This window comes from Ruegeria arenilitoris, assembly GCF_013030265.1.
Taxonomy (GTDB): Bacteria; Pseudomonadota; Alphaproteobacteria; order Rhodobacterales; family Rhodobacteraceae; genus Ruegeria; species Ruegeria arenilitoris_E.
The window spans coordinates 192,402-215,640 of the sequence record NZ_WPZQ01000003.1 but is presented as its reverse complement, the minus strand read 5'-3'; the positions used below and the strand labels follow the sequence as shown (position 1 = coordinate 215,640).

Annotated in this window: 20 protein-coding genes and 1 tRNA gene; 8 read left to right on the top strand and 13 right to left on the bottom strand. The window is 54.2% G+C overall.

Features of this window, described 5'->3' with window-relative positions:
* Positions 1–26: 26 nt before the first annotated feature.
* Complete coding sequence (rpmH, locus tag GOX61_RS06265; protein WP_005980833.1) at positions 27–161, bottom strand: 50S ribosomal protein L34; 135 nt, start codon at positions 159–161, stop codon at positions 27–29.
* 296 nt (positions 162–457) lie between these two features.
* On the opposite strand from rpmH, the gene GOX61_RS06260 reads away from it, so the two are divergent.
* From GOX61_RS06260 to GOX61_RS06245, 4 genes are all read left to right on the top strand, one after another.
* Entirely contained in the window at positions 458–1,189 is a 732-nt protein-coding gene (locus GOX61_RS06260) for a TVP38/TMEM64 family protein (protein ID WP_170332171.1), read from the top strand.
* A 3-nt stretch (positions 1,190–1,192) separates the two neighbouring features.
* The gene (locus GOX61_RS06255) at positions 1,193–2,611 is read left to right on the top strand and encodes a dihydrolipoyl dehydrogenase family protein (RefSeq protein ID WP_170332169.1); all 1,419 of its coding nucleotides are present in this window, start codon (positions 1,193–1,195) and stop codon (positions 2,609–2,611) included.
* Positions 2,612–2,629: 18 nt separating this feature from the next.
* Positions 2,630–4,012, top strand: coding sequence for an ATP-binding protein (locus tag GOX61_RS06250; RefSeq protein ID WP_254436777.1), 1,383 nt, complete (start codon positions 2,630–2,632; stop codon positions 4,010–4,012).
* 64 nt (positions 4,013–4,076) lie between these two features.
* Positions 4,077–4,153: transfer RNA gene (locus GOX61_RS06245), tRNA-Arg, on the top strand.
* Between the two features lie 633 nt (positions 4,154–4,786).
* Here the strand turns inward: GOX61_RS06245 and GOX61_RS06240 are convergent.
* From GOX61_RS06240 to GOX61_RS06195, 10 genes are all read right to left on the bottom strand, one after another.
* Positions 4,787–5,941 (bottom strand): Gfo/Idh/MocA family protein, encoded by a 1,155-nt coding sequence (locus GOX61_RS06240; protein ID WP_217353785.1) that lies wholly within the window; start codon positions 5,939–5,941, stop codon positions 4,787–4,789.
* Positions 5,941–6,996 (bottom strand): sugar phosphate isomerase/epimerase family protein, encoded by a 1,056-nt coding sequence (locus tag GOX61_RS06235; RefSeq protein WP_170332165.1) that lies wholly within the window; start codon positions 6,994–6,996, stop codon positions 5,941–5,943. Before GOX61_RS06235 ends, GOX61_RS06240 begins: the two co-directional genes overlap by 1 nt.
* A 27-nt stretch (positions 6,997–7,023) precedes the next feature.
* On the bottom strand, positions 7,024–8,082 hold the full coding sequence (locus GOX61_RS06230) for a LacI family DNA-binding transcriptional regulator (RefSeq protein WP_170332164.1): 1,059 nt from the start codon (positions 8,080–8,082) through the stop codon (positions 7,024–7,026).
* A gap of 7 nt (positions 8,083–8,089) precedes the next feature.
* Positions 8,090–9,712 carry a dihydroxyacetone kinase subunit DhaK gene (locus GOX61_RS06225; RefSeq protein ID WP_170332162.1) on the bottom strand — a complete coding sequence of 541 codons (1,623 nt, stop codon included), beginning with the start codon at positions 9,710–9,712 and terminating at the stop codon, positions 8,090–8,092.
* An 11-nt stretch (positions 9,713–9,723) separates the two neighbouring features.
* Entirely contained in the window at positions 9,724–10,716 is a 993-nt protein-coding gene (locus tag GOX61_RS06220) for an ABC transporter ATP-binding protein (RefSeq protein ID WP_170332160.1), read from the bottom strand.
* A complete protein-coding gene (locus GOX61_RS06215) occupies positions 10,709–11,806 on the bottom strand; it encodes an ABC transporter ATP-binding protein (RefSeq protein WP_170332158.1) in 1,098 nt (365 codons plus the stop codon). The genes GOX61_RS06220 and GOX61_RS06215 overlap by 8 nt, the downstream gene beginning before the upstream one ends.
* 2 nt (positions 11,807–11,808) lie before the next feature.
* Positions 11,809–11,997 (bottom strand): hypothetical protein, encoded by a 189-nt coding sequence (locus tag GOX61_RS06210; RefSeq protein WP_010442360.1) that lies wholly within the window; start codon positions 11,995–11,997, stop codon positions 11,809–11,811.
* Positions 11,994–12,932: a carbohydrate ABC transporter permease gene (locus tag GOX61_RS06205; protein ID WP_010442361.1), complete on the bottom strand. Its 939-nt coding sequence runs from the start codon at positions 12,930–12,932 to the stop codon at positions 11,994–11,996. Before GOX61_RS06205 ends, GOX61_RS06210 begins: the two co-directional genes overlap by 4 nt.
* Positions 12,929–13,876: a carbohydrate ABC transporter permease gene (locus GOX61_RS06200; protein WP_170332156.1), complete on the bottom strand. Its 948-nt coding sequence runs from the start codon at positions 13,874–13,876 to the stop codon at positions 12,929–12,931. Before GOX61_RS06200 ends, GOX61_RS06205 begins: the two co-directional genes overlap by 4 nt.
* Before the next feature lie 78 nt (positions 13,877–13,954).
* Positions 13,955–15,274, bottom strand: a complete 1,320-nt coding sequence (locus GOX61_RS06195) for an ABC transporter substrate-binding protein (protein WP_170332154.1) — start codon at positions 15,272–15,274, stop codon at positions 13,955–13,957.
* Between the two features lie 232 nt (positions 15,275–15,506).
* Between GOX61_RS06195 and GOX61_RS06190 the strand changes: the two genes are divergently transcribed.
* From GOX61_RS06190 to GOX61_RS06175, 4 genes are all read left to right on the top strand, one after another.
* On the top strand, positions 15,507–16,442 hold the full coding sequence (locus tag GOX61_RS06190; RefSeq protein WP_254436776.1) for an MOSC domain-containing protein: 936 nt from the start codon (positions 15,507–15,509) through the stop codon (positions 16,440–16,442).
* A gap of 230 nt (positions 16,443–16,672) precedes the next feature.
* Positions 16,673–18,130, top strand: a complete 1,458-nt coding sequence (xylB, locus tag GOX61_RS06185) for a xylulokinase (RefSeq protein WP_170332152.1) — start codon at positions 16,673–16,675, stop codon at positions 18,128–18,130.
* A complete protein-coding gene (locus tag GOX61_RS06180) occupies positions 18,127–19,074 on the top strand; it encodes an aldose epimerase family protein (RefSeq protein ID WP_170332150.1) in 948 nt (315 codons plus the stop codon). The genes xylB and GOX61_RS06180 overlap by 4 nt, the downstream gene beginning before the upstream one ends.
* 1 nt (position 19,075) lies before the next feature.
* Positions 19,076–20,377, top strand: a complete 1,302-nt coding sequence (locus tag GOX61_RS06175) for a cytochrome-c peroxidase (protein ID WP_170332148.1) — start codon at positions 19,076–19,078, stop codon at positions 20,375–20,377.
* Here GOX61_RS06175 and GOX61_RS06170 read toward each other — a convergent pair whose 3' ends face one another.
* Positions 20,378–21,889 carry a CRTAC1 family protein gene (locus tag GOX61_RS06170; RefSeq protein WP_170332146.1) on the bottom strand — a complete coding sequence of 504 codons (1,512 nt, stop codon included), beginning with the start codon at positions 21,887–21,889 and terminating at the stop codon, positions 20,378–20,380.
* On the bottom strand, positions 21,879–23,096 hold the full coding sequence (locus tag GOX61_RS06165; RefSeq protein ID WP_170332143.1) for an ROK family transcriptional regulator: 1,218 nt from the start codon (positions 23,094–23,096) through the stop codon (positions 21,879–21,881). Before GOX61_RS06165 ends, GOX61_RS06170 begins: the two co-directional genes overlap by 11 nt.
* Between the last annotated feature and the right edge of the window lie 143 nt (positions 23,097–23,239).

Here is a 23,239-nt window from a genome sequence, read left to right as displayed (position 1 = left end):
TCATCAGAACCTTGTCGGTGGGCGGCTTATGCGCTCAGCGACTTGCGGCCGCGTGCGCGGCGTGCGTTCAGGATCTTGCGGCCGGCCTTGGTGGCCATGCGCGCGCGGAAACCGTGGCGGCGTTTGCGAACCAGGTTCGAAGGCTGATAGGTGCGTTTCATCGCTCCGTCTCCAATCTATATCGGTCGGGTGCGGCGCGGATTCGCCTGCCCGTAGTGTTCGAAGCCCGTCCTCTACTGCTAAGCGGGGGGTAAGTCAAACCCCAAGAGCCGGGTTTTCGCTGCTTTTGCAACAATTCTCTAGTCGAGGCTGACAAAAGGTTTCAAAATCCGGATTTGATACGGAAAACACTCACATTCACAGCCACAAACATCAAGGCCACGTGAGGTCCCTGTTGCTGACTGCCCCGGCAGCGCATGTTGTGGGCAGGATGATTCATAAGAAACCGGAAAGTCAGATGAGTGACACAACACCGGCGCCGCGGGGCGGGCTGGCGCGACATATACCATTGCTTGTGATCCTTGGCGTTGCTGCAGCAGGATTCTTTACGCTTGGCGACTACCTGACTTTTGAGACTTTGCGCGACAATCGTGAGGCGCTGCTGGCATGGCGCGATGCGAACTACTGGGCCATGGCGGCAGCATTCATTGCGATCTACATCGTGATTGTTGCATTTTCGCTGCCTGGCGCGGCCATCGCCTCGATGACCGGAGGATTTCTGTTCGGGTTGTTCGCCGGGACGGTTTTCAACGTTGTCGCGGCGACGATCGGAGCTTCGGCGATCTTTCTGGCAGCGCGCTGGGGCCTGGGAGAGTCGCTGACCCGGCGACTGGAATCATCTGAAGGGACGATCAAAAGGCTTAAGGATGGTTTGCGCGAGAACGAGATTTCAGTGCTGTTCCTGTTGCGCCTTGTTCCAGTGGTGCCTTTCTTTGTGGCCAATCTGGTTCCGGCATTGGTTGGCGTGAAGTTCCGCAACTTTCTGCTGACCACCGCGCTGGGCATAATCCCCGGAGGCATTGTCTACACATGGATAGGCGTTGGCTTGGGTGGTGTATTTGATCGCGGCGAAACCCCCGATGTATCGCTGCTGTGGGAACCGTTTGTGATCGGGCCGATCCTTGGCCTATGTGTTCTCGCGGCGCTGCCCATTATCATCAAATCCCTGCGTGGCCGAAAGGACGTCTGACAGATGCAAGAGCTGAAAACCGACATCCTCGTGATCGGGGCCGGGTCCGGTGGTTTGTCCGTTGCCGCAGGTGCAAGTCAGATGGGGGCTGATGTCATCCTTCTGGAAGGGCACAAAATGGGTGGCGACTGCCTGAATTTCGGCTGCGTCCCTTCCAAGGCTTTGATTGCCAGCGGCAAGGCGGCATATGCGCAGGCGCATTCTTCGGCCTTTGGCGTCGCTGATGCTACCCCTCAGGTGAACTATGCCGCTGCTATGGAACATGTGCGGGACGTGATTGCACAGATTGAACCGATGGACAGCCAGGAACGGTTTGAAGGGTTCGGCGTGCGAGTGATCCGGGAATACGGCACTTTCATATCGCCGACGCAGGTACAGGCGGGAAACAACGTGATCACCGCGCGGCGCGTAGTTGTTGCGACCGGGTCTTCACCGTTGGTGCCTCCGATCCCGGGACTGGATCAGGTGCCGCATTTCACAAACGAGACGATCTTTGATCTGCGGGACAAGCCTGAGCATCTGCTGATCATAGGTGCGGGCCCGATCGGGATGGAGATGGCGCAGGCGCATATCCGGCTCGGATGTAAGGTAACTGTGATCGAAGGTATGACTGCGCTGGGCAAGGATGACCCGGAAGCGGCAGCAATCGTGATCGATTCTCTGCGCGCTGAAGGGGCTGAAATTCGCGAACAGGCAATGGTTGCGCAAATTCGTGGCAATGCCGGAGCGGTCGAAGTTGTCACTGAAAATGGTGATATCTACGCGGGATCTCATTTGCTGATAGCAGCGGGTCGAAAGGCAAACATCGAACGCCTGAACCTCGAAGCGGCTGGGATTGACCGGACGCGGACAGGCATCAAAACGGATACCTCATTGCGCACATCGAATCGCAGGGTCTATGCGATTGGCGATGTGGCGGGTGGAATGCAGTTCACCCATGTTGCGGGTTATCAGGCAGGGGTTATCATCCGCTCGGCGTTGTTTGGTTTTCCATCCAAGGCCAAAACCTCGCATATCCCGTGGGCCACATATACCGACCCTGAGTTGGCCCAGGTTGGTCTGACCGAAGCGCAGGCGCGTGAGCAGCACGGCGACAAGCTGGAAATTGCTCGCTTTGACTATCACCACAATGACCGTTCTGTGGCAGAACGAAAAACCAAAGGTTTCATAAAGGCCATGGTCGTAAAAGGCCGTCCCGTCGGCGTCACAATCGTGGGGCAACAGGCTGGGGAACTGATCAACTTGTGGTCGCTGGCATTGGCCAATAACCTTAAGATGGGCCAGATCGCTGCGATGGTATCGCCATATCCGACGATCGGAGAGCTTAACAAACGTGTGGCGGGAGCCTATTTCTCGCCAAGGCTGTTTGAGAATCAGACGGTTAAACGAGTGGTCAGGTTCGTCCAGCGCTGGATCCCCTGACCGGGAAAGGAGCGCCATTTGAACTCGCTGTCGGGCCGTTTCCTGATCCTGACGACGGTCTTCGTTATGTTGGCCGAAGTGCTGATCTTTGTTCCTTCGATCGCCCGTTTTCGTGAGGATTTCCTGCTGAACCGGCTGGAGCGTGCCCAGATCGCGTCCCTTGCCCTGTTGGCCGATGATATGCTGGCCGAGGATCTTGAAGCCGAGTTGCTGGCAAATGCAGGGGTCTACAACGTTGTGTTGCGCCGGGACGAAGTGCGTCAGCTGATGCTGTCATCACCTATCCCCGAGCAAATCACCAAGACCTATGATCTGCGCGATGCAGGTCCGTGGATATTGATCCGGGATGCAATGATCCGGTTCTTCACTGTGGATGATGAAGTCATTCGGGTGATCGGCGAGCCGGTCAAAGGTGCTGGTCTGCTGATCGAAGTCACGATGGACAGCGCACCGCTGCGCATGGCGATGACAGACTATGGCCTGCGTATTCTTGGCCTGTCGTTTGTCATTTCGATCATCACCGCTTTTTTTCTGTTTCTGGCCGTACGCGTGGTGCTCGTGCGCCCCATCAAGGGCGTTGTGGGATACATGCAGCGTTACGCCAGTGCCCCCGAGGACGCGCGCGGCATCATCTCGCCAAACTCCAAGGTAACGGAGCTGCGCGAGGCGGAAGAGGCGCTTCAGATGCTGCAGACCGATTTGACACAGGCGCTCAAGCAGCGGGAACGCCTTGCGCAGCTTGGAGGGGCCGTTGCCAAGGTCAGCCATGACTTGCGCAACATTCTGACATCAGCACAGCTGTTCACTGACCGGATCGAGGCGAGCGACGATCCTCTGGTCCGGCGCATGGCACCTAAACTGGTGAATTCGATCACGCGTGCGGTCTCGTTATGCGAAAGCACGCTCGCCTTTGGTCGCGCCGAGGAGCCAGCGCCAACACTGACTATGGTGAACCTGCGCGACATTGCGAGCGATGTCGCGGCCAGCGAGCAGTTGGCAGTAGCTGACGCCTGCGTCGAAATCGTCAACGAAGTGCCCGAGGATCTGGTCGCCCGCGCTGATCCGGAACAGATTTTTCGCGTCATCCTCAATCTCGTGCGCAACGCGCGCCAGGCTTTGGTGGCGTCGGGAAAACCTGGACGTATCACAATTGCAGGCGGTGAAAATGATGCGAACTGGTGCGTCGAAATTCAGGACACAGGCCCCGGCTTGCCACCAAAGGCGCGCGAGAATCTCTTTACCCCTTTTCAGGGTGGTGTTCGCAAAGGCGGATCTGGCCTTGGTCTGGCAATTTCGCAGGAATTGGTGCGCGGTCATGGCGGGGAACTGGTGTTGAAGGATACCGGGTCTGACGGAACCACCTTTGAAATAAGGCTTCCGCGCGGAGATGGGACTTTTTGAATTTTTTTTGAAGAATCGCCTTGCACGTCCCCGGACCTGGGTCTAAATACCGCCTCACCAACGCGGACCGATAGCTCAGCTGGATAGAGTACTTGACTACGAATCAAGGGGTCGGGGGTTCGAATCCTCCTCGGTCCGCCATTTGGTACCTGTTGAACGTCACACGAACCTGACCCAACCGTCACAGTTGGACCAGAAACGGGGTGAACGTTCGACATCGGAAGGCACCCCCCGATGTTGGACATCAATTGATTTTGGCCTTCGCGTCTTAAACTGACTCAAGTTTCCCATATTAATACTCCCGCAGAGAATTTTGTTTGATCTGGCTTCCCTTTTGGAAAATCAGGGCTGATTTGCAGATCAGACAGCGAAGCTGCCTGTTTCTGCTGATCTGTCACGTGGCGAACGCGGGAGGGGGCGAGGCAACGCTAATCGTCAGGGGGTGCGGGCCGCAGGCGCAGCCGAGGACACGGCCCTGTCTAAAGGGGTTGCCCGAGGGGGAGGGTCGCGCCCTCACCCTGACGGCCAGGGGCGTTTGACTTGTCTAAATCCCGCTGGCCCACGAAGGGAAAGTGAGAGGAAGAAGGTCCGCCGCCATTTGCGATTGTACAATTCTGCAAAACTGCAAAAAGCAATAGGGCCACATAGCTGCCGTTCAGAGACGTTCGCGGTTTGTTGTTCCGGAGTGTTCATCTAGAGGTTGGGGGCGCTTCGGTTTTTGGCAGATACCCGTACTGCCTTTCAAGAATTCTGCCTTATGCCCACAACCAGATTTTAAGTTAAGCTGACCCAAGCCGCATTCCTTGAAGAGCTTTGCACGCATGCCGCCACAAATTTAACACCATTAAGTCCGTCATGAACCGTTGGATAAACAACCGACCCGTCAGGTGAAATCCCACTTCGGAAGGCAAGGATTGCCTCTGCTGCCTCTCCATAGATATTTGCGAACCCCTCAAGATATCCCTCGGGATGTCCCGGAGGAACTCTACTCAACCGATTGGCTGCGTCACCAGCACCAGCTCCATTTCGGGTAATCAGACGCTTGGGTTCGTTGTATGGCGTGAACCAAAGGTAATTGGGATCTTCCTGGGCCCACTCCAGCCCACCTTTTTCGCCGTAGACCCGCAAACGAAGTGCGTTTTCATTGCCGGGAGCCACCTGAGACGACCACAGCATACCGCTCGCTCCACCTTCGAATCGAAGCAAAACGTGCGCGTTGTCATCGACTTTGCGCCCCGGTACAAAGGCCTGCAAGTCCGCCGCCAAGCTTTCCGCCTTCAGCCCGGTTACAAAGCAAGCGAGGTTGTAAGCATGAGTCCCGATGTCGCCGGTTGATCCACCCGCGCCCGAGCGTTCGGGATCGGTTCGCCACTCAGCCTGTTTGAAATCCTGCTGCTCGGTCAGCCAGTCCTGGGGGTATTCAACCTGAACCACGCGGACCTTGCCGATATCTCCGTTAGCGACCATTTCACGCGCCTGCCGAACCATTGGATAGCCCGTGTAATTGTGGGTCAAAATGAATAGGGCATTCGCGCTTTCTGCTGCTTTGACCAGTTTTTTTGCATCGGCAAGGGTCGAGGTGAGTGGTTTGTCACAAATTACGTGAATACCGCGTTTCAGGAACTCGCGCGCGGCTGCATAGTGGACGTGATTTGGCGTGACAATTGAGACCGCCTCGATCCCAGATTTCAGTCGGGCTTCCCTTATCGCCATTTGTTTGAAGTCTTCATAGACCCGTTCGAGCCCCAACGCCTGACCACTTTCAAGAGATTTCTCTGGCGTCGAAGACAAAGCACCAGCAACCAATTCAAACTTGTCGTCCAGTCGCGCCGCTATTCGATGAACGCCACCTATGAAGGCGTCGTTCCCACCGCCAACCATGCCAAGTCGAATGCGGCCTGAAGTTTCTTCATTGCGTCCTGTGACCATCATTCAATCCCCAGCATTTTGCGATTGGCCGCTTCGTCTGCGCCACCGTCAGCGAAATCATCAAAGGCTTTTTCAGTCACACGGATAATGTGATCTGACACAAACTGAGCGCCTTCACGCGCTCCATCCTCGGGGTGTTTGAGACAGCATTCCCATTCGACCACAGCCCAGCCATCAAAATCATTCGCCGCCATTTTTGAGAAAACTGCACCGAAATCCACCTGGCCATCACCAAGCGACCGGAAGCGCCCAGCACGATCGACCCAGCTTTGATACCCGGAATAAACCCCCTGCCGGCCGGTCGGGTTAAACTCGGCATCTTTGACATGGAACATCCGGATCCGATCTTTATAGATGTCGATATTGTCCAGATAGTCGAGGCATTGCAGCACGTAGTGCGACGGGTCGTACAACATGCAAGCGCGTGGGTGATTGCCTATCCGTTCAAGAAACATCTCGTACGTCACGCCGTCGTGGAGGTCCTCACCTGGGTGAATTTCGTAACAGACGTCAACGCCGCATTCTTCGGCGTGATCCAGTATTGGCACCCAACGACGAGCAAGCTCCTCGAATGCCGTTTCGATCAAGCCAGCAGGGCGCTGCGGCCAAGGATAGACATAGGGCCATGCCAATGCGCCTGAGAATGTCGCATGCGCTGTAATACCCAAGTTTTTCGAAGCAGATAGCGCTTTTTTAACTTGGTCTACTGCCCATTCTTGCCGGGCCTTCGGGTTTCCTCTGACGCTTTCGGCTGCAAAACCATCAAACGCGCTGTCATAGGCCGGGTGAACGGCCACAAGTTGGCCCTGAAGGTGGGTTGAAAGTTCAGTGACTTCGACGCCATTTTCCTTGGCTTTGCCTTTGAAGTCATCGCAATAACTGGCGCTGGATGCGGCTTGTTCCAGGTCGAACAACCGGCCATCCCAACTAGGAACCTGAACGCCCTTGTATCCACAGTCAGCCGCCCATTTAGTGATCGCGTCCCACGAATTGAACGGCGCTTCGTCCCCCGCGAATTGCGCAAGAAACAAAGCTGGACCTTTGATTGTTTTCATAAAATTTCCTCCCCAAAATCTGAGCCTTTATGGCGGTAAATTTTCCTTCAGATAGATGTCGATACGGATACGTTCCTGGGCTTTGTTGAATGGCACTTTGTCCGAAGTTGCACGCAGCAGACGGACAGCTGAACGAACAATGTGCCCAGTGTCTTGCGAGATTAGCGCGTCAAATGTACCGAGCGTAAGCGCCTCACGACTAAGCGGTGTAAGTTCATGAGCTATGATTACCAGATCTTTGCTGAGCTTGTTCTCTGAAAGAAATTGAATCAGGCCTGCATTGCCCGCAGCTGACGAGTATATTCCGACCAGATCGGGGTAGGTTTCAAAGATTTCGGGCATCATCTTGTAAATCAGATCCGGGTCATCCCGGCCCTCGACAGACGCTACGACTTCGAGGTGTGGAAACTCCTCAGCCACAACTAGATCAAAGCCTTGGCGACGCTCCAGGTGGTCGCGTGCCAAACGGGATCCTGTAAGTACCAAGACCTTCCCGACGCGATGCACAAATCGGCCCATCAGCTGAGCGGCGGTTCGTCCTGCCGAAACGTTATCAATTCCTACAAAGTGGTCTCGCTCAGAACTCGGCAAGTCAGACACCAACGCAACCACCGGAACGCCTTTGTCCCTGAGCCTTTTTACAGCGTCGCGGACAGAAGGCGTTTCGGGCCCGAAAACGGCGACTCCGTCAATATCCAAACTGTCGACGGCATCCAAAATGTTGACGATATCTTGCGGCTCGAATGGAGCGACTTTCTTAATCGCAATGCGGGTCCGCTCGATGAATTGGTCACGAGATTGTTCTGCGATCTGACTGCTGATTGCTTCAACAAACTCGTTGTCTGTGTCGGGTAAAACAAAGAGGAAGTTGTAAACTCGGTTTCGCGCCAGGTTGGCCGCGGCCGTGTCGCGCACATAGCCCAACTCATCAATCGCCTTTTGTACTTTCTCTACAGTCACTGCCCGCACGCCGGGGCGTCTGTTCAAGACCCGATCAACGGTCGCCAGGCTGACACCCGCCACGCGAGCGATGTCATTGACGGTTGGCTTTTTCACCAATTCTAGTTTTTGTTTTTGATCTTCCACGTGTTCTTCAGCCCTCAATCTCCCGTGCCAAGCCTTCAAACAACAAAGCAACAGCTTCAGCGCCGGGATCGTTATGTCCAACTAGGTTCTCTTCGGGAACATAGGCCGCGCGGCCCGCCTTCGCACGACGAATATTCGCGGTGTTGTTCGCGCCTTCGCGGGCAGCTTCGGCGGCATGCGTCAGACCAGATGGTAGTGCGGCAAGTGCTGGTGCCAGGGCGTCAATCATTGTCCTGTCACCGACCTTGGCACCCCCAACCTGGCTGACCCTATTCAGACCTTCGATCAAGGATTTCGGGACAGACGCGCCGCTCGCACAGGCATCTCCGGCTGCGTTGAAGAAAATTGCGAGTATCACGCCAGAAGAACCCCCCATTGTTTGGCTTAACTCATTCCCTAATGCCGGAAACAGTTGTGTCAGATCAGCGAGCGGCATTCGGTCGAGGCTACCTTGCAATGCTCTTGCGGCCGTCGCCAATGTGCTTCCTGTATCGCCATCTCCGGATTTCGCGTCCAGCTCGTTCAGGTTCTTCTCTGCGTTGATGAGCAGTTCAGACAACCGGGTGATTGTTTCCCTTGTGGCGGGATTGTTCGAAGGAATTGGATCGATAGGAGTCAAACCATCAGGCAGAGGTGCGACTTTTATCGGGTCGATGGAATTGACGCCGGGCCAAGCCGCCAGGTCAACAGGCGCTTTAAGCGCCGATAAATCGTCCTGATCTACCGGCAGAATGGAAACAGAAAACCCGTGCATATCCAGCGATGTCATCATTGGTGCTGGACCAACGATATGGTGGGCAATACCCGTTTCGGACAACGCATGCGTGAGGACAGCCATTTCCAGCGGCGTTGTAGAACCCAGGTTGTTGACCAATGCCACGCAGTCCCCGGACCCCACCCTTTGCTTCAGCTTCTCCACCACTGTGGACATAGCCGATACAGCATTTGAGAATTCGACTTGCTGTACACCGGGCTCGCCATGAATACCCAAGCCGAGCTCCGCTTTGCCGGGGGCGATCCGGTCCTCTTTTGGAGATCCCGGAACGGTACAGGTGTCCAGGCTCATACCGATGCTGACGACCTTGGCTATGGTGCGTCTTGCTGCGGCGGTGACGGTGTCCAAGTCAGCACCGCCTTCAGCAAGCGCCCCGGCGATTTTGTGTACGAACAACGTGCCGGCTACGCCACGTGGTTGCGGAAGGTCGGGCAGGGCGATGTCATCGTCGACGACGACCATCTCTACCTTGCGACCCAATGCACGGGCGCGTTCAGCTGCTAGTCCAAAGTTCAGCCGGTCACCTGTGTAATTCTTGACGATCAGCAGGCACCCAGCCTCACCCGTAACCGCAAGAATGCCCGCCAATACTGCCTCTACCGATGGGGAAGCAAACACTTCTCCGCAGACCGCTGCTGTCAGCATACCGGCGCCAACGAAACCTGCATGGGCGGGTTCGTGGCCAGACCCACCACCGGAAACTAAGGCGACTTTCGACTTGTCCCAATCCGACCGGTAGACAACCTTGATGTGCGGGTATCCATCCAATCGGGTGAGCTGACCGCCGGAAGAGGCCAGAAGGCCGTCTATCGCCTCTGTCACCAGAGTTTCTTTTGTGTTGAGGAACTGGGCCATGCTTTTGCTCCTTAATTCACTCGCGCGCCGGACGCGTCAAAATACAATGGGTTATGCGGGCGAATTTTTATAATTTTTCCAGATGGATAGTCCTGATGAACATCGATCAGGGTCACAACCGGGTGACCGTTTAAGTCCAGGTGCAGCCGTGTTTGATCCCCCAGATGCTCAGCACGTATCACCCGCGCCTCACTGCCTTCGCCTTCAATGATGTTTTCCGGGCGCAGGCCAATCTGCGGGCCTTTGTGATCGCCTCCGAACAACTCGGACGGCAAGATGTTGATCCGGGGCAGACCCAACCTGCTGGCAACGTAAACACTGCCCGGGTTTTCGTAAATGTCCCGGGGTGTTCCGTACTGCACCAACCGGCCGTTTTCCAAAACCCCGATATGCGTCGCCATTGTCATGGCTTCGACCTGATCATGGGTCACGTACAGCAAAGTCGATCCCAGATCGGCCTGAATCCTTTTCAACTCGACACGCAAATCCGCCCGAAGCTTGGCGTCCAAAGAACTGAGCGGTTCATCCATCAGGAAGATTTGGGGATCACGCACCAGCGCTCGTCCAATTGAAACCCGCTGCATTTCGCCGCCAGACAATTCAGTGGCTTTGTTGTCCAGTTTGTGCGGGATCTGGAGGATCTCAGCGACTTCGTTTACCTTCTTTGTGATCTCATCCTCTGGTGTTTTCAGGATCGGCGACCGCAGAGGGAAAGACAGGTTTTCCCGCACTGTCATATGCGGGTACAGCGAGTATTGCTGGAAGACCATTGCTACATCGCGCTGAGCGGGAGTGTCTATTCCAACGTCACGCCCGGCAATGCGCACTGTTCCTGAATCCAGTTTCTCAAGCCCTGAAATCAATCTCAGTGTGGTTGTTTTTCCCGCACCAGTCGGACCCAACAACACCACAAAGGCACCGTTGGGGATCGTCATTGAGATATCATCCACCGCTGTGATGTTGCCGAAAGACTTCGAGATGTTCTCCAGAACGACTTCAGCCATTGCTTAGTACCTCGTCGTTCAGAGCGGACCTCAAAGCGCGCCCGGTAGATTTTTCAAATAGGGTTACTGCGGGAGAGCGGAACTCCAATCCTACTGTCTCACCGGGACTGACGACTTCGCGGGCATCAATCCGGGCTTTCAGCTCTCCGTTCGGGCTTTGCAACGTCACGATCTGAGTGGTTCCCAGGTATTCCGCTGCCAGAACCTTGGCCCGGTATGCGCTTGCATCCGACAGAAAGACATGTTCCGGACGGACACCAAAAACCAATTCACCTTCGGCCCCTTCCATCAGCTTGGGCACCGCTTCGTCATGGCCGTTCAGTCGGACCATTTCCGAACCGGGTTCGACCTTTCCCTGAAACGGCAGGAAGTTCATCGAAGGAGACCCGATAAAATCCGCAACGAACATCGTCGCCGGCTTGTCGTAGATTTCCTGAGGTGTGCCGAATTGCTCGATCACGGCGTTGTTCATCACGACGATCTTGTCGCCCATTTGCATGGCCTCCAACTGATCATGTGTGACGTACACAGTTGTCGCGCCCATGCGATCATGCAGCGCGCGCAGTTCTTCGGCCATGTGTTCCCGGAACTCTGCATCCAACGCACCAAGGGGTTCGTCCATCATGAACGCCTTGGGCTCGCGCACAATCGCGCGACCCAGCGCCACGCGCTGCCTGTCGCCGCCTGAAAGCCCGCCTACAGGGCTATCGAGTATGTCGTTGATCCCCAGAATTCCCGCGACTTCTTCTACCTTTGCTTTAACGGCCGCGCGCGGCATACCCTGCGATATCAGCGGGTAGCTGATGTTCTTGCGCACGTTCATATGCGGATACAGCGCGAACATTTGGAACACGAAGGCGATGTCTCGTTCGGATGGTGGTCGCTGGCTGATCTCTTCACCGTCCAGATAGATTTCACCCGACGTTGGAAGTTCCAATCCTGCGATCATCCGCAGCGTCGTCGTCTTTCCGCAGCCAGATGGCCCCAGCAGCATGAAAAACTCACCATCCTCGATCGTGAACGAGCTTTCGCGGACGGCCGTGAAATCGCCGAACATCTTCTTTACGTTTTTGACTACGATCTGGGCCATTTCTACTCCGGGAAATGGCTGACGATGATGAACATGACGGTTCCGATCAGCGTGACGATGAAGGAATAGGTGAAGGCCCAAAGGACAAAGGGCTGCATCAGCATGAAGACACCCAGTGCAATAAGGATGGTTGCGACCATCTCCCATGGGCCGCGGCGGAGCCGCATCAATCCGGTTAGAAAGTCGCTCATTTGCGCACGGCTCCGAATGTAATCCCGCGCAGCAAATGTTTGCGCATCAGGATGGTGAAAATCATGACAGGAATTAGGAAGATCGTTGCACCGGCCGCCACGGCAGGCCAGTCCAGACCGCCGATACCAATAATGGTCGGGATGAACGGTGGTGCAGTCTGCGCATTCGCGGATGTCAGCAGCACGGCAAACGCGTACTCATTCCAGGCGAAGATCAGGCAAAAGATAGCTGTTGAGGCTATGCCCGTGGCGGCTTGCGGCAGCACCACTTTGTAGAAGGCCTGAAACCTCGTGTAGCCATCAATGAGGGCGGCTTCTTCGTACTCTCTTGGGATTTCGTCGATGAAACCTTTTAGCAACCAGACCGCCAGGGAAATATTCACGCCCGTATACAGCAGGATCATTCCCAGATGCGTGTCGCTGAGACCAAGGTTTCTGAACATCAGGAAGATTGGGATGGCGACGGCGACCGGGGGCATCATCCTTGTACTGAGGATGAAAAATAGAAGGTCGTCCTTAAGCGGGACCTTAAATCGGCTGAACGCATAGGCGGCCAGCGTGCCAAGGAAGATACTCAAGAACGTCGAGCCGAACCCGATGATAACCGAATTCATAAAGCGCTCACCGAATTTGGATGGTCCAACAATCACCATGTCGTATTGACGCACGATCTCATCGGCCCAGTTCTGCGGTGGGTTCGCTTCCAAAAACTCCTGCGTCTGCCGTGTGCGAGTGGTGAAGAGATTGACATAGCCTTCAAGCGTTGGGTCAAAGACAACCTTGGGCGGGTAGCTGATCGCATCGGCGGGCGATTTGAAGCCGGTCAGCAAAATCCAAACCAGCGGGATCATCGTGATCAGCGCGTAAGTAATAACGAGGAAGCCTGCGATCCACTTGGACCGGTTCGAAGGTTCAGTGACGGAAAAACTACTCATCTCTGTTTCACCTTGTTCAGGGCTTTGACGTAGATCGACGCAAGGCCGAACACGGTGACGAAAAGGATGATCGCATAGGCCGAGGCATAGCCCGTACGCCACTTTTCAAAAGCCTCCCGCTTGAGATTGATTGAAGTGAGTTCCGTAACAGAACCGGGCCCTCCACCGGTTAGCTGAACCACCAGGTCGAACATCTTAAAGTTCTCGATCCCTCTAAACAGCACGGCAAGCATCAGGAACGGCAACACCATCGGGATGGTGATCGTAAAGAACTGCCTCAGCTTGCTCGCTCGGTCGATCTCAGCCGCCTCGTAGATGTAGTCGGGAATGCTGCGCAGACCGGCCAGACAGATCAGCATTACGAAGGGGGTCCACATCCAGGTGTCGACAATCACGATCGCCCACGGGGCCAACGTGACTGAGCCCAGCATTTCAAAGCTCGATGGGTCCTTGCCGGTAAACCAGGAAACGATGTAGTTAAACAGGCCGATTTGAGGTTGATACAGGAACTTCCAGAAGTTCCCGACAACCGCTGGAGATAGCATCATCGGCAAGACGATGATGGTCGTCCACAGGTCATTGCCCTTGAATTTCTTGTTGATCAGCCACGCCAGCGTGAACCCGATCAGGACCTGGAAAAAAATCGTCCAGAACAGGAAATGCGCCGTCGCCTGCATGTTCAGCCATGTGTCCGAGTCTGTCAGGATACGCTCGTAATTCCTGAGCCCGACATCTTTGACTTCACGCCCGATCCGGTTGGCCTTGTAGTTGGTAAAGCTCAGTTGGATGGTCCAGATCAACGGAAAGATGTTGATCGCCAGCAATAGAAAAATCGTTGGGGAGATGAATATCCAGGCGATCGCACGGTCGGATAACCCTCGGATTTTTCGCGCAACTCGCTCGGGCGTTGCCTGCGCAACGCGATCTACGGTCCTGTCAGACATCTCTTTGCCAGTTCTTTTGGTTTCGGACTCACGGGTGAAGGTGGAGCGGGATTGCACCCGCTCCTGCCTGTGTCCGGACTACAGCTTGCCTTCGTCTTCGAAGACTTCCGTCCAATCTTCGATCAGAAGATCAAGCGCTTCTTGAGCTGTGCCTTGGTCGGCAACCACGTAGTCGTGGATGCGCTTCTGCATTGCCAGCAGCAGTTCCGCATAGGCAGGCTCTTGCCAGAAATCCTGTACTCCAGCCATTGCTTCCAGAAAGTCACCGGCAAACGGTTGGCTGTCTACGAAACCAGGATCTTCCAGCACCGAGTTATGTGCAGAATAACCTCCAAGTTCCCACCATTTTGCCTGAACTTCCGGCTGTGCAAACCACTTAATGTACTCAAGTGCGGCGTCCTGTTTGTCAGAGTAGCTGACGACAGAAATACCTTGTCCGCCGAGTGTCGAGCCTGGCTGATTTTGTGGTGGGTTCACGAAGAAGTCGATCTTGTCGCCGCCAGTATTGGGGTCGGCATATAGACCAGGGAAGAACGCAAACCAGTTCATAGCCATGGCGACCTGACCGGATTTAAAGGCATCCAAGCTCTCACCCATGTAGGAATTGGTATATCCAGGAGGCGTCGCCGTTTTGTAGAATTCTTTATAGAACTCCAGAGCCTCAACCGCTTCCGGTGAGTTTACGGCGCCTTCCATGTCATATGAGCCCGGGGTGTTTTCGTATTTGAAGCCCCAAGGATACAGTGCTCCGGTCACACCCATGGTGATCCCTTCCGAGCCGCGCTCGGTAAAGATTGCTGCCCCATAGACGGTCTTGCCGTCGATCTCACGACCTTGGAAGAACTGCGCGATCTGCAACAACTCTTTCTGAGACTGCGGTTCACGTAGGTCCTGACCAGTCGCCTCTTTGTATGCAGCTTGAATTTCGGGGTTTTCAAACCAGTCCTTGCGATAGAACCAGCCATTCGCATCGCCCATCGCAGGCAGCGCGTAGTAATTTGGTGTGCCCTTGGGCCAAGTCGAATAAGCGTAGACCGTGGCCGGCGCGAAATCGTCCATGCTGATGCCTTCAGCATCGAAGAAGTCGTTCAGTTGGACATAGTGGCCGTTTTCGGCGCCACCGCCGATCCATTGGCTGTCACCAATCAACAGGTCGCAGAGCTTACCTCCAGAGTTCAGTTCATTCAGCATCCGGTCCGCAAAATTTGGCCAGGGAACAAATTCGAAGTTCATCGAGTGGCCAGACTCTGCTTCGAATTCCTTTGATAGCTCGACAAGCGCATTGGCCGGGTCCCATGCAGCCCAACAGAGCGTCAGATCTTCAGCATTTGCCTTGGTAGAAAGAGTAGTAGCGGCAAGGACTATTGCGCTGGCCGAGGCCAGTTTTGTGTAAGTCATCCATTCCTCCCTTTTTTGCGCCGTCAATCGAGGATGTGCGAATCGCGGCATACATCCAAGGCTATTTGAGGTACGCACCTCAAGTCCAGATATTTTTGAGGTTCGTACCTCAAGGGTCCGAAAGAGATCGCCAATTTTGTCTCTTAGTTATTGATTCTTAGAGAAATTGTTCTTTGAATCTGATGTGTATGTATTTTCGGCAGCGAGGTATTGAATGGTCATATCGACTTAAATGGGCGCAGCCGTCATGCGGCCGACAGGTTCAGTGAACCGGCTTGTGAAGCGCTCAAAAATTATTTGGTCGATACCTTTGAGAATTCGAGATAGCGTCAAACAGCGCGGACAACTCGGGGCCGTGCATAGTTCTTTTTTAGTCGGGTGCAAACGTATGAACAATCTCTCCATCGTCCGATTGAACCGCTACCCTATAAAAGGCTTGAGTTCCGAGCCTATGAGAACTGTGACGCTGCGAACAGGAGAGGGCATTCCAGGCGATCGCCTGTTCGGATTTGCTCGCTACAACTCCGGCTTCGACATGCAGAACCCAATGCCACTGCCGAAAGATCGTTTCGTCGTTTTGTTGAACGAGGCTGCACTGGCAGGCATTCAGACCAATTTTGAAATTGAGTCCCAGGCACTTGAGATCAATGCGAACGGAAAGACACGACGCTTTGATATGCGAGAGTCTGAAGATCGGGAGAAGGCGGCAGAGTTCCTTTCTTCAGAGATCGATTTAAAAGATCCAGAGCTGCCAAAGTTTGTCTCTGCTGCTCCTCATAGGTTTACAGATGTATCTGTCGTATCACCGCAAATGATGAACGCGATATCCGTTTTGAATCTGGCCTCTGTGAAAAAGTTGGGCGAACGACTGAACGCAGAAGTCCACCCGGCGCGCTTCCGAGCGAATATTGAGATAGACGGATTACCTTCGTTTGCTGAGCTGGATGCAGTTGGATCAGTTTTAAGATTTGGCGATGTCGAGTTGAAGATACTCTCACGTACGAAAAGGTGTGCAGCAACTGAAGTTAACCCGAAAACGGCCGAGCGAGACTTGAAAATACCCTACCTTATTCGGAAATTGATGGGCCATATGGATATGGGCGTCTATGTCGAAGTGGTTAATGGTGGAACGCTAACGGTCGGTCAAACTGGGGAAATACTCGCCTAGACCTTGCCGCCGCCAAAGCGGCTTTTCTAAGAGGTTTGAGCGATGTTCGGTCAGTCGACTATACTCAACTCTTACTCTGTCTTTCTTTTGGCTATCCGGGGTATCAAAGCACGTCGCGTTCGTGCTTTCTGATCCAGATACGATTGAAGGGCACTCCTTTGACGGAGCCTTGACAAGATTCCTGTTTCAAATAATTTTAATCATTAAAATATTTATGCAGGTGGTCCTCAATGTATCTGGGCTTAGATTTGGGAACGTCAGGTCTCCGCGGGATTCTGGTAGATGACACAGGACACGTTTTCGGTGATGCCGAAGTCAGCATTTCCACCTCGACGCCCAAGCCTGGCTGGTCTGAGCAGGATCCTTTGGATTGGATCAACGCTTGCGAAGAGGTTGTTGGGAAGCTTCGCGTCGGCAACCAGCAAGCATTCTCAAAATTGCGAGGTATTGGCCTAAGCGGACACATGCACGGCGCTACACTACTTGATACTGATGGCGAAATATTGAGGCCCTGTATTCTTTGGAACGATACACGGTCAGCTGATGAGGCGAGGATACTGGATCAATCGCCGGAGATGCGCGCAATATCGGGAAACATCGTATTCCCCGGGTTCACTGCGCCGAAACTCGAGTGGTTGCGCAGCCATGAGCCGGATGTGTTTTCAAAGGTAGACAAGGTACTGCTGCCGAAAGATTATTTGCGGTTTTGGCTTACTGGCGAATATGTCTCAGACATGTCTGACAGCGCAGGAACATCCTGGCTGGATGTTGACACTCGGCAGTGGTCGGAAAGGGCGCTGGCCATAGGTCACATGCGTGTCGAGCAGATGCCGCGCTTGGTCGAAGGCAGTGATCCGGGTGGAGAGTTAAAGGCCCGTTTGAGACAGGATTGGGGGCTTTCGAATCCGGTTGTCGTAGCTGGAGGTGCTGGCGACAATGCTGCCGCTGCCTGCGGGATCGGGAGCATCAACGACGGCACCGGTTTTGTCTCACTCGGAACCTCTGGCGTGTTGCTTGTAGCGCGGGAAGCCTATGCTCCTGATCCGGAAACAGCCGTGCACTGTTTTTGTCATGCGGTTCCTGATCGGTGGATACAAATGGGTGTCATGCTTTCAGCAACGAACAGCATGAACTGGCTTGCTCGCAATCTGGGTGAACCCGTGGAAAAACTTGCTGCATCTATGCCTGGAAAATTAAACGGACCTACAGCGATCACCTTCCTGCCATATCTATCAGGAGAACGGACGCCACATAACAATAGCCATATTCGAGGCGCGTTTTTGGGCGTGGACATCTCGTCGGAACCCGCTGAGTTGACCCAGTCCGTAATGGAGGGTGTTTCTTTTGGAATGAGAGATTGCCTGGAAGCACTGAAGAGCACCGGAACCCAGCCAAATAGCCTTATGGCAGTTGGGGGAGGCGCGCGATCTCGGTTCTGGCTGGAAACCTTGGCTACTGTTTTGCAAGTTCCACTGGATTTGCCAAAAGGCAGCGAATTCGGTGCCGCAATGGGCGCTGCGCGCCTCGCGATATGTGCTGCCAACGGCGCTGAACCGGCGCAAGTCATGACGCCGCCGGAAATTCAGGAACGCATCGAACCACGCGGCGATCTGATTGACGCCTACGAAAACGAATACCGGAGATACAAACAATTCTATCAGGCGCTTGCGCCGCTGGCAGTAAGATGAAACCAGAAACGGGTAAAGCCTCTGGGATTGAAGCTGCTATTATCACGGACGGGGATATGCGTGTTTCGGTCCTGAACTATGGGGCTATAACGCAGGGTTGGTGGTACAAGGATGTCCCGCTCATCCTTGGGTTCGAGGACCCAAATGAGTATCTCACCGATACGCGTTACCTAGGCGCAATTGTTGGGCGCGTTGCCAACCGGATCAGCGGCGCGACGTTTGACTTGGATGGCACCAGTTTTGAATTGAACGCCAACGAGGGCAAAAACACCTTGCATGGCGGCGACGATGGGCTGTCTAAACAGTTTTGGGAACTCGAACAAATTGCAGAGAACGAAGTCTTTCTGAGCTATGTTTCTCGCGACGGGGAGAGTGGCTTTCCGGGGAATATCAGGTTCGAAGTCAGAATCTGCTTACAGGGCTCACGCTTGGTCTATTCAATAGCGGCACGACCTGACCGGCCGACGCCGATAAGCATTGCGCAACATAACTACTACACTTTGGGTGCAGCGGAAGGCGTAGACCGGCACAAGCTGAAGCTCGCTTCAAATCGGTATTTGGAAATCGACGATCTGGGTATCCCGTCGGGCAGGGTGCTTGCGACCAACGAAAACGGGTTGGATTTTTCAACGCCCAATACGATTGGAAGTGTGCCGGATGGGATTGATCACTATTTCTGCTTTGATCATGATCGCCGCCCCAAGGCTCCGGTGGTGGAACTCACTTCACCCTCTGGCCTTGCGTTGACAGTCTACTCTGATCAGCCCGGAACACAGGTTTATTCGAGCTATGAGCTGACGAAACCGCGTCGCGCTTCGCGTGGTGTGTGCATTGAGCCATCGGGTTATCCAAACGCACCGAATATCTCGTCATTTCCCTCAATCATCTATACTCCGGAGAAGCCGTATCGGCAGGAACTTATTCTAGAAGTTTCTGAGGAATGACATGAGAGCATTTTCGCTATTTTTGGCTTTTGGGTTGGTGATCTCAGTGGTGGACGGTGTGCGTGCCCAATCGCTTGGTCCTTTGCCGGAGTTCCTCGATCCTGACTTTGCAAGCGCTGAGCTGGGGCGTTTACTGTTCTATGACCCGATCTTGTCTGGCAACAAGAATATCAGCTGCGCGACTTGTCATCATCCCAGGCTAGGCACGTCCGACGGTGTTTCCCTTGGTATAGGGGAAGGGGGAATTGGGTTGGGGCCAGAGCGGAAATTGGGCCCAGAGAATACCCCGGAGCAACGTATTCCTCGAAACTCACCAGGGCTTTGGAACCTCGGAGCCACTGAGTTCACGACGTTTTTCCATGATGGGCGACTAGAGGCAGACCCAACGCAACCTGATGGTATCAGAACCCCGTTGGGTACTCATATGCGTTCTGGTTTCAATTCAGCGCTGGCCGCACAGGCCATGTTCCCGGTTTTGTCGCCTGACGAAATGGCGGGTCACTATTCTGAGAATGACGTGAGCAAAGCGGTTCGCCTCGGAATTCTGACACAGCAAGGTGGTGCGTGGGATCTGATTGCAGAACGTGTTGCGGCCATTCAAGAGTACGAGCAGAGGTTTGAGGATTTAGCCCCGGATAATGAGATCACTTTCACGGCGATTGCCAATGTAATCGCGGATTTTATCGCATTCGAGTGGCGCGCGGATAACAGCCTCTTCGATCGCGCGATGCGAGGTGAGGCTGAATTGCCAGAAGAGGCCGAAATTGGCATGGGCCTGTTCTACGGAAAAGCTGGCTGCAGCAACTGCCATTCGGGCTGGTTCCAGACCGATCACAAGTTTCATTCGATTGCACTGCCGCAGATCGGCCCGGGAAAGGCGGCGCGATTTGAAAACCATGTCAGGGACGATGGACGCCTTCGCGTGACCAGCGACTCCGAAGACGCGTTTGCTTTTCGTACGCCATCACTGCGCAACGTGACCTTGACTGCGCCATACGGACACAACGGAGCCTATGCTGAACTTGAGGATATAGTGCGCCATCATCTGGACCCGTTGGCGTCCTTGCGAAACTACTCGATCGAGATGGCCACCTTGCCGGACTTCCCCGGCTCTGACGACCAAAGGGCAATGTCGGATAATCAGCACTTGGGTGCGATTGCCCAAAGCAACAGCTTGTCGAAAGTAAGTCTGACGGATCAGGAAATCGACGCTCTTCTCAGATTTCTGGCAAGCCTTGAAGACCCGGCAGAGCGGCTAGGTGTGCCCGACCAAGTTCCAAGCGGGTTACCGGTTGAAAAGTAATCAGCGGTGAAGACGTATGATTTGGTTGGGCTGATAGTCCAACCACTCGCCTTTCGAACCATCCGGCCAGATCATGCGAACCTGCACCTGGTCCTGACTCCCAAGCCCAAAATGCTGAAACCCAGCGATACCACCAGCGTGACCGCCGCCGATAGTGAGCTCGCGGGTCTGAACACCCAGCGAGGTTTTGACTTCAATAAATCCACCAATTGCTGCGTGATTGGATTGATCCTGAGTGACATCAATCAATAGCCAGTTGCCACCCTGAGAAGTGTTCTGGCTGACTTCGAGCTCAGAACCTCGGTTGACGACCACCAGATCCAACTTCCCATCGTTGTTCAGGTCAGCAAGCGCCGCGCCACGAGACTTAGCCATCGAGGCAGCACCGGCATCTGCCGCAGCTTCAATAAACTGACCGTCGGAGTTCTGTAGTAGTAGGTTATTGGGGTCGTTCAGAGCCGCATCGGGCATCTGTTCTACGTTTCCCTTGGCCACGAATATATCGTCCCGGCCGTCGTTGTTGACATCGCCAAACTGTGCGTGCCACCCGGTGGATGGCCTTCCGTCTCCACCGATATGCGGTCTATGGGCGGTCGTGCCCTTTTCGTAAGTTGCATCGCGCCAGGTCGGGCCGTTTGTCGCTGGGTCAAATACTTGGAGTTTCTGATCACCCATCGAGGTCAGATAAACTTCGGGAAATCCATCTCCAGTAAGGTCGCGAGAGGCGATCCCCATTCCCCAGATCGAAAATGGAAGCCAGCCTTCGTCTTCCGAGTATTGCCGAGGCTCAGGCTCCATCGCCCATAACTGCTCATGACCGCCGCGAACATAGTAGTGACGGTCGTTGCTGACGCGAAGATCAGCGCGGCCAGTTCGGGCCCAGTCCGAAAACAAAATAGAAAGTGAGCAGTAGCCGGGCTCAAGATGCAGCGGCTCGCGATACGAGTCGCCTTCTGGACGGTACAAAAGGGTTGGGCCGCAGGATTCAAAGGGACCTTCGGGATCAAACCGATCAACATAGGTGCCAAACGCCAGGGTCGGTAAAGTTTGCCCGCTTTCCCATGTTGCCGAGAACCCTGTGGTCCAGTGATCCTCGGACTGAAACCCGAGATAAGTGAAAGGGCTGAATTGGCAGTCGGGATGGCCCCGAAGAAGCAGGTCTGGGCCAACACGCAAAATCGCCAGGTCCATTACGCCGTCGCTATCAACGTTGAGAGGGTATGCGCCGGTCACACCAGTCAGCGAAAGATCTGCAGGCGTCTTTGCCTGAAATGTTATCTGTTCCTTCGAGGTATTGATGAACAGTTGAGACCGGTCGGAACCGCCCGCCAAAAAGAGTTCTGGCAGCGAGTCCCCATTGCAATCGAATACGGCCACACCGCCGCCGACAAAATGCTCCCACCCGCCAGCATAGACATGTTTTGGTACATCGACATTTGTGAACTGGGGAATAACAGTGTCCGCATTCGCAACTGTGCCCAAAGCCGCAAATATCGCAATCTCAAGACGCATTCGCCGTCAGCTCCTTGACCTTGAGAATTGAGATTTGTTCAATTCCATAGGCTGCCGCCCCCTTGGCCCACATCATGTCACCCCAGTGATGAACTTTGATCTGGGGCAAAGGTGCATCGACATTCACAACGCCGTTTTGAATGCGGGTCATAACTTCGTTGGAACACAAATGCTCAAAGCTCATTTGTGCCCCCGAGACGATAATGCACTCTGGGTCATACAAGTTGATCAGGTTGGAAATCCCGAGGCCAAACATCTGACCTGCGCGGGCAAGCACAGATGAAGCTCTGTCGTCACCTGAGTTGGCGCGGTCATGTATGTCGGAAACGGTTTCCATGTCGTTGGTATGACCGGTGACTGTCATCTCGCGGATCAAAGCATAGTCGCCCACATAGGCTTCTAGACATCCGCGTTGACCGCATTGGCAAAGGGCTCCGTCAAGTTGAACTTTGGTGTGCCCAAACTCAGCGCCGCAGCCTCGTTCTCCACGGTATAGTTTGCCGTCCAATACGATGCCAAGGCCAACACCATGTTCGATCGTAACAACGAGGAAGTTCTTTAAACCCTTACCCAAGCCAAAAAGCTGTTCGGCCTTGGCGACAAGATTGGCGTCGTTGTCGACGAATGCGGGGCAGGGCAGCTCATTTGAAAGCAAGTGGCTGAAATCAATATTTCTCTCAGTAATCGATGATGACCAGTGGACAAAATTCTTGTTTGCATCGACCAGTCCAGCCACCCCGATAGAAACACCTGCCAAATGAGCGACAGAACGATCGATCTGTTTGCAGGTTTCTTCAAGAGCTTCACGGATCGCCGATACAAATTCTTGCGGCGACATTCTGGCGTGATCCAAAGCATATTTATGGGATGCGACTTCGTTACCTTCAAAGTCGACCAAGATAACCGAGATTACTTGCCGAGCCACTTTTAGACCGGCCACAAGGTGCATCTGGCCGTCCAATTGCAGCAATACTCTGGGTCTGCCTCTCTTCCCCGACTTTGACTGTGCCTGGCTTTCAGTCTCTTTTACCAGCCCGGCCGAGATGAGATCAGCCGTGGCGGCGGTGACAGTCGCAGGGCTGGTTTGCAAGGCGGATGCAATATCGATCCGCGAGACGGCCCCCTTGGCTCTTATGTGCTCCAATACCCGCAGACGGGTTGCATTTCTTTGTTCCAAAGAAACCGGAGAGGCTTTGCTTTTCAGCATCTTGTCCTCGCGAATCTTGCTGTTGGCCCAATCTATTTGAATTTGGGTGCCTCTTGTAGAGTAAATATTTTACCGACTGAAATAAATATGGTATTCAAATTTGTGAGAGCCGCGAATCGAAATGCGATGGCTCGGCAAATGGG